Source organism: Streptomyces sp. HNM0575 (assembly GCF_012726265.1).
Classification (GTDB): Bacteria; Actinomycetota; Actinomycetes; order Streptomycetales; family Streptomycetaceae; genus Streptomyces.
On the sequence record NZ_JAASAG010000001.1, the window covers coordinates 83,735 to 95,060 of the forward strand.

At 73.8% G+C, this 11,326-nt stretch carries 9 protein-coding genes; 5 read left to right on the forward strand and 4 right to left on the reverse strand.

Annotated features, from left to right (window positions below; translation table 11 throughout):
* Window positions 1-56 precede the first annotated feature (56 nt).
* Together HCC61_RS00360 and HCC61_RS00365 are read right to left on the reverse strand one after the other, a co-directional pair.
* A complete protein-coding gene (locus tag HCC61_RS00360) occupies window positions 57-1,193 on the reverse strand; it encodes a cupin domain-containing protein (RefSeq protein WP_169133190.1) in 1,137 nt (378 codons plus the stop codon).
* Window positions 1,190-2,803, reverse strand: a complete 1,614-nt coding sequence (locus tag HCC61_RS00365; protein ID WP_169133191.1) for an MFS transporter — start codon at window positions 2,801-2,803, stop codon at window positions 1,190-1,192. Before HCC61_RS00365 ends, HCC61_RS00360 begins: the two co-directional genes overlap by 4 nt.
* 50 nt (window positions 2,804-2,853) lie before the next feature.
* Here HCC61_RS00365 and HCC61_RS30005 point away from each other — a divergent pair, with 50 nt between their 5' ends.
* Window positions 2,854-3,756: an IclR family transcriptional regulator gene (locus tag HCC61_RS30005; RefSeq protein WP_206321919.1), complete on the forward strand. Its 903-nt coding sequence runs from the start codon at window positions 2,854-2,856 to the stop codon at window positions 3,754-3,756.
* A gap of 65 nt (window positions 3,757-3,821) precedes the next feature.
* On the opposite strand, the gene HCC61_RS00375 is transcribed toward HCC61_RS30005, so the two are convergent.
* On the reverse strand, window positions 3,822-4,691 hold the full coding sequence (locus HCC61_RS00375) for an alpha/beta hydrolase (RefSeq protein WP_169133192.1): 870 nt from the start codon (window positions 4,689-4,691) through the stop codon (window positions 3,822-3,824).
* A gap of 352 nt (window positions 4,692-5,043) precedes the next feature.
* Complete coding sequence (locus HCC61_RS00380; RefSeq protein ID WP_169133193.1) at window positions 5,044-5,709, reverse strand: nitroreductase family protein; 666 nt, start codon at window positions 5,707-5,709, stop codon at window positions 5,044-5,046.
* A gap of 196 nt (window positions 5,710-5,905) precedes the next feature.
* On the opposite strand from HCC61_RS00380, the gene HCC61_RS00385 reads away from it, so the two are divergent.
* The 4 genes from HCC61_RS00385 (at window position 5,906) to HCC61_RS00400 (ending at window position 11,211) form a co-directional block, all read left to right on the forward strand.
* The gene (locus HCC61_RS00385; protein WP_169133194.1) at window positions 5,906-7,867 is read left to right on the forward strand and encodes an MFS transporter; all 1,962 of its coding nucleotides are present in this window, start codon (window positions 5,906-5,908) and stop codon (window positions 7,865-7,867) included.
* A gap of 118 nt (window positions 7,868-7,985) precedes the next feature.
* A complete protein-coding gene (locus HCC61_RS00390; RefSeq protein WP_169133195.1) occupies window positions 7,986-8,891 on the forward strand; it encodes a LysR family transcriptional regulator in 906 nt (301 codons plus the stop codon).
* A gap of 335 nt (window positions 8,892-9,226) precedes the next feature.
* Window positions 9,227-9,898: a cysteine dioxygenase family protein gene (locus tag HCC61_RS00395; protein WP_169133196.1), complete on the forward strand. Its 672-nt coding sequence runs from the start codon at window positions 9,227-9,229 to the stop codon at window positions 9,896-9,898.
* Window positions 9,898-11,211 carry a putative sulfate exporter family transporter gene (locus tag HCC61_RS00400; RefSeq protein ID WP_240968329.1) on the forward strand — a complete coding sequence of 438 codons (1,314 nt, stop codon included), beginning with the start codon at window positions 9,898-9,900 and terminating at the stop codon, window positions 11,209-11,211. The genes HCC61_RS00395 and HCC61_RS00400 overlap by 1 nt, the downstream gene beginning before the upstream one ends.
* Window positions 11,212-11,326: the final 115 nt, after the last annotated feature.

Sequence of the window (11,326 nt, forward strand, 5' to 3'; positions counted from 1 at the left end):
GGTCCGACGCGGACCGGCCGTGGCGTCCCGAGCTGTTCTGTGCGGGGCGCGCGCCGCTACGCGGGTGCGTCCTCTATGCGGGTCCGGGACTGGTGGAGCCGGTCGAACACCGGGGTGTCGCTGAAGCGGAAGAGGTCCAGCCCGCCGCCGTCCGACCCGTCGCCGCCCGTCCCCGCGGCCACGGTCAGCGGCTGCCAGGACGGCACCACGAACAAGTCGCCGTGTGCGACGTCCCATTCGCGCTCCCCGACGCGTACCGTGCCGCCGCCGTCGAACACCTGGTAGACGGACGAACCCACCTCGCGCCTCGTCGCCGTCACCGTGCCGGGGCGCAGCCGGTGGAACTCGGCGCGGATCGTGGGCATCACATCGCCGCCGGTGGTGGGGTTGGTGAAGCGGACGGCGGCGTGGCCCGGTTCGACGACGCCCGCGAACCCCTCCTTCTCCAGGGCGAGTTGGTCGTTGAGCGCCCGGTCGGTGTGCTCCCAGCGGTACGCCGCGATGGGCGAACTGGGCTGCGGGGAACCGGCCGCCGAGACCGGAGTGAGCCCCGGATGCGCCCACAGATGCTCGGAGCGCGAGCGCTCGGGCGTACCGCGGTCGCCGACCTCGTCCGGCCCGAACTCGAAGAAGGTGGACCCGGTGTAGTGCGAGAGCGGAATGTCCAGGCCGTCGAGCCACGCCATCGGGGCGTCGCTCTGGTTGTGGTGGCCGTGGAAGTGCCAGCCCGGCGTGAGCAGGAAGTCGCCCCGGCGCATGGCCACCGGGTCGCCGTCGACGACCGTCCAGACCCCCTCGCCCTCGACGACGAAGCGGAAGGCGTGCTGGGTGTGCCGGTGCACGGGGGCGTCCTCACGCGGGCCGAGGTACTGGATCGCGGCCCACAGGGTGGGCGTGACGAACGGGGAGCCGCCCAGGCCCGGATTGGCGAGCGCGATGGCGCGCCGCTCGCCGCCACGGCCCACGGGCACGAGCCGCCCGGCGCGCTCCGCCAGCGGCAGCAGCTTCTGCCACCGCCAAGTGTGCGGCAGCGCACGGGGGTTGGGCTCCTTCGGCATCAGGTCGCCGATCTCGGTCCACAGCGGCACGAGCAGCTCCGACTCGAAGCCGCTGTACAACTCCTCCAGCTCCGGGGTGCGTTCGGGCTGGCCGGGTCCTTCGGTCGCGGTGATGCGCACCGGTGCGGTGGTCATTGCGGTGCTCCTTCGCTGTCGTCGGGCGACGGGGTCGCGGGCGCGGTTGCGGGTGCGGGTGCCGTACGGGATGAGGCCGGGGAGTTCGCGGGTGCGGTCAGGGGGCCTGGGGTGGTCGCGCCCGTACCGCGCGGCAGGGTCAGCAGCAGGGCCGCCACGGCCGCGCCGAGCGCGAAGACCAGGAAGTCGGAGTCGACGCCGAGTCCGGCGGCCAGCAGCCAGCCGCCGGTCTGCGGCGCGAGCACGGCCCCGATGCGGCCGAAGCCCAGCGAGAACCCGAGGGCGCTGCCGCGCAGCCGCGGCGGATAGTGGTCGGCGACCGCGGCGATGATCAGGCACTGCGTTCCGTGCGTGCCGACACCGGCGAGCACGAGCGCCCCGTACGAGATCCACGTGGCCGGATGAAGCAGCAGCACGGCGAGCCCGGCCGCCGCGAGCCCGGCCGCGGTCACGGCCGTCGGCACGGGGCCGAGGCGCGTGCCCGCCCAGGCGGTGAGCAGCGAGCCGGTGACCGCGCCGAGGTTGAGCGCGAGGAGGAAGGTCAGGGACGAGCCGAGGTCGAACCCCGACTCGACCATCAGCTGCGGAAGCCAGGTCGCCAGCCCGTACCAGGCGAAGAGCGTGGTGACCGTCGCGAGGGAGAAGACGATCGTGGCGGCGGTGTACGGGGCGCGCAGCAGCGCCCTCAACGGGCGCCTGCGGCCCGGGAGTCCGGGCCGCCCGGCGGCGGGTCCGGAGACGGGTTCGGACCCCGGCCGGGACGCGGGGTCGGAGGCGGGGTCGGTGGCGGGGTCGGTGGCGGGTCCGGCAGGAGAGTCGGCAGCGGGCCCGGCGGGGGAGTCGGCAGGGAGACCGGCGGCGGGGGCGGGACCCTCTCCCCGCGGGAGCGCGAACCGCCTCTCCAGCGCCCGGGCCTCCTCGTCACGGCCCTCCGTCCGCAGCCACACGGCCGACTCCGGCAGCAGCCTCACGCACACCGGCACCACCACCGCCAGCCCCAGCAGCGCGATCAGGAACATCGCCTGCCAGCCGAAGCGCGGCATCACGAAGATTCCGGTGACCGACGCGAGGACCCCGCCGATCGGCACGCCCGACATCATCAGCGTGGAGGCGACGGAGCGGTTGCGGGCCCGTACGTACTCGGCGGCGAGCGCATTGGCGCTGGGCACCAGCCCGCCCAGGCCGACACCGGCGAGCAGCCGCAGCGCGCCGAAGGCACCGGGCCCCGGCGCGAGGGCGCACAGCGCGGTGAACACGGAGAACCACACGGTGCAGGCCAGGATCGTGCGGCGCCTTCCGTACTGGTCGGCGAACCTTCCCGCGAGCACCGCTCCGACGAGCATCCCCGCGAAGGCGAGCGAACCAAGCAGCCCCGCGGCGGACTTGGACAGCTCCCAGCCCGGCTCCTGGAGGAGACGGGGCAGCACCGTTCCGTAGACGATCAGGTCGTAGCCGTCGAAGACGACGATGACCCAGCACAGGACGGTGACGAGCGCGGCGCCGTTGCGGGTGGCCGCGGGCACAGCGTCGGGCACGGCGTCGGGCGTGGCGTCGGGCCGGCCGTCGGGCGGGGGAGCGGGAGCGGTCGCCCCGGATGTGAAGCGGCTCATATCCAGGCAGACTGCCCGGCGTTCTCTTCTGCGGGATAGCCTTTTCTGTTGTGAAGAACAAGCCACCGTACGCCATCGGCTCCGTCGACCACGCGCTGCACCTCGCGCAGGTGCTCCAGCAGGAGGGCCCGCTGCGCGTCACCGACGCCGCGGAGCAGCTCGGCGTCTCACGCTCGACGGCCCACCGGCTCCTCGCGATGCTCGTCTACCGCGACTTCGCGGAACAGATCGACGACCGCCGCTACCGCGCGGGACCGGTGCTGCGCCCCACCGAGGTCTCCGAGGCGCCGGTCGCACTGCTGCGCCGCGTCGCCCAGCCGCACCTGCACGCGCTGGTGGAGCGCACGGGCGAGACGGCGAACCTCGTCGTGCTCGCCGGCACGGAAGTACGGTTCCTCGCCACCGTCGAATGCGACCGCGTGCTGCGCGTCGGCGACCGCGCGGGCCTCGCACTGCCCGCACACCTGGCCTCCGGGGGGAAGGTGCTGCTGGCGGCCCTGGAGGAGGGGGAGTTGGAGCGGCTGTACGGGGCCGACGCGGGCACGGATTCTCCGGCCTCTACGGCCCCGGATTCTCCGGTCCCAAATTCCGCGGCCCCGGACTCCGCGGCGTCTACGGCCCCGGAGCCCGCGGCCCCTGAGTCGACGAAGTCCCCTGAGTCCCCTGAGCCCACGGAACTCCCGGCCGCACAGGGCGGTCTCCGGCGGCTGCGCCGCGAACTGGCCCTCGTGCGCAAGCGCGGCTTCGCCGTCAACAACGGCCTGACGGAGACCGGTCTGACGGCCGTCGGCATGGCGGTGCACGCCCCGGACGGCAATCCGGTGGCGGCGGTCTCCCTCGCCGCCCCTACGGCACGCTTCGGCCAGGACGTACTCCCGGTGTGGGTGGCGGCGATCTCCGCGGCGGTCACGGGCATCGCGCGCGATCTGACGGCCGACCCGGCCGGTCTTTGAGGTCCGGCCTTCGTCCTTTCCGATCGCTCTGTCCTCTCCGATCGCGTCGTCTCTCCCGGCGGGAGTCAGGCCGGGAGGAAGTCCTGGAGGAGGCGGACCAAAGAGCCCGGGGAGTCGATCCAGGGGTAGTGGCCGGTGTCCTTCAGGGTGTGGAGGCGGGCGTTCGGGAAGGACTCCGCGACCGCCTCGCCCGCGCGCATGCCCGTCACCGCGTCGAGGTCGCCCGTGACGACGAGGACGGGGGCGTCGACGTCGCGCAGCGCATCCAGGACGGTGAGGCGGGCAGGTTCGTCCACGCCCTGCCAGAAGCCCGCTCGTGGAACCGGGTTGAGCTGGTCGCCCTCGGCGGCGGCGTGGGCGCGCTGGGGCTCGTCCCAGCGTGCGTACGCCATGGGCGCGGCGCGGAACAGGAGCGAACGGACCTCGTCGAAGTCGGCCGCTTGGTCGAGGAGTTGGACGGCGGTGTGCGCCTCCGCCCACCAGTCGCCCTCCTGGGCACGGGAGTTGAAGATCTCCCGTGCGTCGTCGGGGAGTTCGCCCTGGAGGCGGGAGCCCGGATTGAGCAGCACGAGGTGGGTGAGGCGGTCCGGGTGGGCCGCCGCGTACGTCTGGGCGGTGGCCGTCGCCGCGTCGTGCGCCAGGAGGGCGAAGCGGTCGAGGCCGAGGTGGGCGCGGAGGGCTTCGACGTCCTCGGAGAGGCGGGGGAAGGAGTACTCGCCGGGGTCGGCGGCGGCCGGGGAGTCTCCGGTGCCGCGCGCGTCGGGCAGCACCAGACGCCGGTACGCGCCGAGGCCGCCGAGGTCGCCGAGGTACGCCGCGTCACGCGCCGGGCCTCCCGCGAGGCACACCACGGGCGGGCGCTCGCGGCCCGGGGGATCGCCGCCGAGCAGGCGGTAGCTCAGTTCTGCGCCGTCGTACGAGGAGAAGTGCGGCATACCCCTCAGCGTGCCCCAAGTGGGGGCGTGCAGCCGTCAGGACGTGCGGCCACCGGGGATGTGGAGCCGTGGGCCGAGTGAGGAGGGCCGCCGTATGTGCAGGTCACGGCCGTCGGCGTACGGTCGGGCCGTCGCCACGTGCCGGGCCGCCGCGGAGCGGAACGGCACTGCCGTGACGGGGAGTTCGGGCATGGCGGGGAGTTCGCGCGACGGGGAGTGGGGAGTTCGGGTGGACGGGACTCGGCGCCGGTGCCATGGGGCGCTCGCACTCGGCCCGGCGGTGCGGCCCGGTGGTGCGGCCCGGTGGTGCGGCCCGGCGGTGCGCGTCCGGGCGGTCCTGACCGCTCGGCGGTCAGATTCCGAGGAAGGTCACCGTCTCCTTCATCTCCGCCCGCCCGGTACGCAGCGGTGGCACGCCTTCCTTCTCGAAGCCCAGCGAGACACCGCAGAGCAGCACGAGCCCGTCGTCCGCTCCGACCGCCTCGCTGACGGTCTCGCGATACATGGTCCACATGACCTGGGGGCAGCTGTGCAGCCCTTCCGCCCTCAGCAGCAGCATCACCGTCTGTAGGTACATCCCCGCGTCGGCCCACTGTCCGGGCCCCATCCTCCGGTCGAGATAGCAGAACAGGACGACCGGCGCCCCGAACGCCTCCGAGTTCAACGCGGCGATCCTCCTGGGCCTGTCCTGGGCGTCGCGCTCGATTCCCAGCGCCTCGTAGCGCTGGGCGGCGGCAGCGGAGAAGCGGTCCCGATACGGCGACGCCAGCACGGCCGGATACATCGGATACTCCCGTTCGTCGCCCGGATCTCCCGCCAGCGCCCTGGCCGTCGCGCGTTCCTTCAGTTCGGCCAAGGGCTCGCCGGTCACGACGTACACATGCCACGGCTGGAGGTTCCCGCTCGACGGGGCCCGCGTGGCCGCGGTCAGCACTCGTTCCAGCACTTCTCGGGGCACCGGCTTGTCGCTGAACGCCCGCACGGCTCTGCGACTGTCCACGGCGTCATACACATCCACGTCTTCGTGTCCTCTCAGTCGACCGAGCCCTCCGCCGAGTTCGGCGGTCGGTGCCGAGCATCGCGGGACCTTCGGCAGCCCGCTGACGATCCGGCCTCGCTCGTGAACGTCCGGACGTGCCCTAGGGCGAAAGGCCGACTCCGTCAGCGCCGAAAGCCAGGTGCCGCGGCGGCCCCTGCGGCTTAGCGTGCCCCGTATGACTTCATCAGGGGACGAGCCGGGCGGGGGACCGGCGGACGGGCCGCGGGAGAGCCCGGCGGGCAGCCCCGGCGACGGGCCGGTGCGCGGGCCGGTGGACGGCCCGTTCGGCGGCCCGCTGGGCGGCGGGACGGACCGCTCCCGGGTGGACGGGACCGCCGGCCTGCCGTCGTCCGGCAACTCGCCCTCGTCCGCCGACTCGCCCTCGTCCGCCGACTCGTCCTTGTCGGGCAACTCGCCCTCGTCGGACGACTCGTCCTCGTCGGGCAACTCGCCCCCGCCCGGGGGCCGTTCGGCTGCCTCCGCGCACGCGGCGGCAGCCGCCGCCGTCCATGCTCCGGCCCAGGGCCCCGCCACGGCCGGAGCCCCCGCGCGGGTCCCGGACCCGGAACCCGTGCCCGCCGCTCCGGGCCCAGCCGGTACGGGTCTGACCGCCACGGCACCCGAGACCACCCTCGGGGCGCCGTCGCCGTCGCCGTCGCCCCGTACCCGCGAGAAGACGGTACTCAGCTGCGGATACCGGGCGTTGACCCTCGGCATCGTCTCCGTGATCTTCCTCATCGCCTTCGAGGCGACCGCCGTCGGCACGGCGATGCCCGTGGCCGCCGACGAGCTGCACGGAGTGTCCGCCTACGCCTTCGCCTTCTCCGCCCTCTTCACCACGTCCCTGCTCGGCATGGTCGTCTCGGGCCAGTGGTCCGACCGGCGCGGCCCGCTGCCGCCGGTGGCGGCGGGCATCGGGGCCTTCGCGGCGGGACTCGTGGCCTCCGGTACGGCCGTCAGCATGTGGATCTTCGTGCTGGGGCGGGCACTTCAGGGCGTCGGCGGCGGACTCGTCATCGTCGCGCTGTACGTCACCGTCAGCCGCGCCTATCCGGAGCGGTTGCGGCCCACGGTGATGGCGTCGTTCGCCGCGGCGTGGGTGGTGCCCGCCGTGGTCGGGCCGCTGATCGCGGGCTCCGTGACGCAGCACCTGGGCTGGCGCTGGGTGTTCCTCGGGATTCCCGTACTGGTGGCGGTGCCGCTCGCGGTGATGATGCCTGCGCTGCGGCGTTCCGCGTCCGGTCCGCCGCCCGGCCGTAAGACGGCGGGAGGGCCTGAGGACCGGCGGCGGCTGCGGTACGCGGTGCTGCTGGCCGCCGGCGCCGGGCTGTTGCAGTACGCGGGGCAGCGGCTGACCCTCGTCGCGGTGCTGCCCGCCGTCGCGGGCGCCGCGCTGCTCGTACCGGCGGCGCTGCGGCTGCTGCCCCCCGGGACGTACCGGGCGGCGCGCGGACTGCCCGCGGTGGTGCTGCTGCGCGGCATCGCGGCGGGCGGCTTCGTGGTCGCGGAGAGCTTCGTACCGCTCATGCTCGTCAGCCAGCGCGGGCTGTCGGTCACCATGGCCGGGCTGGCGATGGCGGCGGGCGGCGGCACCTGGGCGCTGGGCTCCTTCACGCAGTCACGGCCGCGGGTCCGCCCGTACCGTGAACGGCTGATGCGGGCGGGGATGGTGCTGGTGACGGGCGGCATCGCGTACGCGCCGCTGGCGCTCGCGCCCGCCGTGCCGGTGTGGACGCTGGCCGTCGCGATGGCGGTGTCCTGTTACGGCATGGGTCTGGTGATCTCCTCCACGAGCGTGCTGCTGCTCCAGCTGTCCGCACCGGAGGAGGCGGGGAAGAACTCGGCGGCGCTCCAGATGTCCGACAGCCTCTCGAACGTGGTGCTGCTGGCGGTCACGGGCGCCGCGTTCGCGCTGTGCGGGGGCGGATCGGTGCACGTGGGCGCGGGTGGCGCTGCGGGCGGCGGTGCGGGTGGTTCTGGCGGAGCGGGTGGTGCGGGTGGTGCGGGCGGAGTCGCGGCGTCTGCGGCGTCCGCGACGGACGGGCGCCCGCTCGCCTTCGTCGCGGTCTACGCGGCGTCGGCGCTGGTGTGCGCGGTGGGCGTGGGCGTCGCGGGGCGGCTGCGGGAGCGCGGCTGAGGCCACCGCCGCTCCCGCCCGCAAGCTGTCGCCGCGCGCCGGTCCTGCCCTGCCCGCCGTTCTCCAAGCGCCGGTGCCGGGATGTCGCCGGGACCCAAAATCCGCTTATGGTTCGGCCATGTTCGACTCGCGGCACATACGGACGTTCCACGAAGTGGTGCGGGCCGGTTCGTACTCGGCGGCGGCGCGGGCGCTCGGCTACACACAGCCCGCGATCACGCAGCAGATGAAGGCGCTCGAACGGTCCGTCGGCACGCCCCTGTTCGTACGCGTCGGGCGGCGGATGCGGCTCACCGAGGCCGGGGAGGCCCTGGAACGGCACGCGGGCGTGATCCTCGACCGGATCTCCGCGGCGCAGCAGCAGATGTCGGCGATCACCGGACTGCGGTCCGGCCGCGTACGGATGTGCGCCTTCCCCAGCGCCGGGGCCACCCTCGTACCGGAGGCGCTGGCCCGGCTGGCGGCCGAACACCCGGGCATACGGGTCGAGTTGCAGGAGGCGGAGCCGCCGGACTCGATGCGCCGCGTCGCCGACGGCGAGTGCGACATCACCCTCGCCTTCACCTATCCCGGGCTCCATGAGCAGGTGCCGGACGAACTGGTCGAGATCCCGCTGATGGAGGACCAGTTGACCGTGCTGCTGCCCGCCGGGCATCCCATGGCGCGGCGGCGTGCGGTGCGGCTCGCGGAGCTGGCGGACGAGCGGTGGATCGCGGGATGTCTGCGCTGCCGCGCCAACTTCCTGCACGAATGCGCCGAGTTGGGCTTCGCGCCGGACGTGGCCTTCACCACCGACGACATCCTCGTCGTGCAGAGCCTCGTCGCCGAAGGGCTCGGCATCGCGATGATGCCGGGGCTGGTGCTCTCGTTCCTCGTGCACCAGAAGGTCACGGGGCGGGCGCTGGACCCGGCCTCGCGGCGGCAGGTCTCCGCGTACGTGCTGCGCGAGCATCTCGACATCCCCGCGACGGCGCTGGTGCTGGACGAGTTGAGGACGGCGGCCGGCAACAGGGTGGGCTGCTAGGCGCGTTCGCGCGGCGGCCCCCGGGGGTGGGTCCGGGGTCGGACCCGGGGGCCGGTGGCCGGGGGCAGCTGACAGTCATTGATATCTGTCAGCTGAAACCTGCCAGTTGAAATCCGTCAGCTGGTATCTGTCAGCTGAAATCTGACATCTGCCAGCCGATATCCGTCACCTGAAGTCCGTCACTTGACCTCCGTCACCTGAAGTCCGGTCACCTGACATCTGATCCAGAGACCGCCCCGGACGGTCCGGCCCGGCTCCCGTCCATAAGCAGTAGTTGGCGTGCGGCCAACAAACCGTCGTTGGACGTGATGTGTCGGCGGCGGCACGCTGCGGACATGGCCACTTCGACGCAGCATCACACCGCGCACGCCGCTGCGGGCGCCGCCGTACCCGCCGCCACCGCCGCGCCGCGTACGACGGCGCGGATCGACGCGCTCGTACGGGACGTACGTGAAGTGGTCGCGCGTGGCATGGCGCCGGACGTGACGGCCTATCTCGTCGGCGAGAAGCTCGCACCGCACCTCGGTGCGGGTGCCGCCGCGGGCGGCGACGACGCCGGGACCGGGATCGGGACCGCGGGCGGTCCGGACGCGCTGCTCACGCCCGAGCAGTACGAGGGCGATCCCGAGCGCTACCGGCAGCATCTGCTGCACGCCGAGCCCGACGGCAGCTTCTCCCTCGTCGCGCTGGTCTGGCTGCCCGGCCAGTGCACGCCCGTGCACGACCACGTCTCGTGGTGCGTCACCGGAGTGCACCGCGGCGAGGAGCACGAACGGCGCTACCGGCTGCTGCCCGCCGAGGAGCCCGGCGGCAGCGCACGGCTCGTCGCCACCGAGGACGTGATCAACCCGGTGGGCGCGGTCTGCGGATTCGCGCCGCCCGGCGACATACACAAGGTGTGGAACGGCTGCGAGGAGAAGGCCGTTTCGATCCACATCTACGGGGCGGACGTCTCACGCCTCGGCAGCAGCGTGCGCCGCGTGTACGAGCTGCCGGCGGACCGCTGATGGCGCTGCTGGGGGACCACCGCCCGTCCGCGTCGGCTGGCCACCGCCGGTCGGCACCGGTTGATCACCGCCCGTCCGTACCCGCGCCCGAATCCGCGCCCGCGCCCCAACCCGCCTCCGCGGCCGCCTCAGTGGCCGGGGCCGGGGCACGGTCCGCTCCGCAGGCTCCGCCCACCCGGTCCGCCCGCCCCGTCAGCAAGCTGCCCGGCCTCGCCCTCGCCGCGCTCGGCGTCGCCGCGGCCGGTGCCGTGCACCTCGCGGTCCCCGCCGTGCCGAAGCTGACGGCCGCCGTCGTGCTGGGCATCCTCGCCGCCCATCTGCCGGGAGTGCGCGCTCTGGTGAACGGGGCGGCGCGCCCCGGTCTGTCGCTGGCCGGTAAGCGGCTGATGCGGCTCGGAGTCGTACTGCTCGGGCTGAAGTTGAGCGTCGGCGACGTACTCGGCCTGGGCTGGGCGACCGTCGCCATGGTGCTCGTCGTCGTCGCGGCGACCTTCTCCGGGACGCTGTGGCTCGGCAAGCGACTCGGGCTCCCCGGCGATCAGCCGCTCCTCATCGCCACCGGTTACTCGATCTGCGGCGCGTCCGCGATCTGCGCGGTCAGCGAGGTACGGGAGAGCGAGGAGCGCGACGTCGCCACGTCAGTCGCCCTCGTCACGCTGTGCGGAACGCTCGCCATCGCCGTACTGCCGTTGCTGCACCACCCGTTGGGCCTGGACGCGGGGCAGTTCGGACGCTGGGTCGGCGCCGGAGTGCACGACGTCGGGCAGGTCGTCGCCACCGCGCAGACCGCCGGAGGGCACGCGCTGGGGCAGGCGGTGCTGGTGAAGCTGATGCGCGTCGCGCTGCTCGCCCCGCTGGTGGCGGCGGTGGTGCTGTCCGTACGGGCGCGGCGGCAAGCGGGCGCACCCGGGACGCCCGGAACCACGGCCACGCCCGGAACCACGGCCACGACCGGGACCGCTACCGCAAACGGAAGCGCGACTGAGAACGGGACCGGAACCGGAACGGCGACCAGAAGCGCGAACGGAGGCGGCGCCGCCGCGCGGACCTCGCGTCCGCCGCTCGTCCCGCTGTTCGTCGCCGGGTTCCTGCTGATGGTCGCCGTACGTACCACCGGCGTGCTGCCTGTGAGCGCCCTCTCCCTGGCCGACACGCTTCAGGAACTGCTGCTCGCCGCAGCCCTGTTCGGCCTCGGCAGCGCCGTGCACCTGCCGACCCTGGCCCGTACGGGGGGCAGGGTCGCGGCACTCGGTCTGTGCTCGTGGATCGTCATCGCGGGAGTGTCGTACGGGGGCGTGCTGCTGACCTCCTGAGAGGCGTGAGCCGCTCGGGCCGTGAGCCCCGCGGCCGCGAAGCCCGCGCCCCGCCCCGTCCGGGCCTCCCACCTAGTCCGCGCCCGCGCGCCCCGCCCCGCCCCCGCAACTCCCC

Bases quoted from the DNA above. Each gene is read 5' to 3' on its own strand.
- HCC61_RS00360 (WP_169133190.1), bottom strand. From the start codon at position 1,193: ATGACCACCGCACCGGTGCGCATCACCGCGACCGAAGGACCCGGCCAG.
- HCC61_RS00365 (WP_169133191.1), bottom strand. From the start codon at position 2,803: ATGAGCCGCTTCACATCCGGGGCGACCGCTCCCGCTCCCCCGCCCGAC.
- HCC61_RS00375 (WP_169133192.1), bottom strand. From the start codon at position 4,691: ATGCCGCACTTCTCCTCGTACGACGGCGCAGAACTGAGCTACCGCCTG.
- HCC61_RS00385 (WP_169133194.1), top strand. From the start codon at position 5,906: ATGACTTCATCAGGGGACGAGCCGGGCGGGGGACCGGCGGACGGGCCG.
- HCC61_RS00390 (WP_169133195.1), top strand. From the start codon at position 7,986: ATGTTCGACTCGCGGCACATACGGACGTTCCACGAAGTGGTGCGGGCC.
- HCC61_RS00395 (WP_169133196.1), top strand. From the start codon at position 9,227: ATGGCCACTTCGACGCAGCATCACACCGCGCACGCCGCTGCGGGCGCC.
- HCC61_RS00400 (WP_240968329.1), top strand. From the start codon at position 9,898: ATGGCGCTGCTGGGGGACCACCGCCCGTCCGCGTCGGCTGGCCACCGC.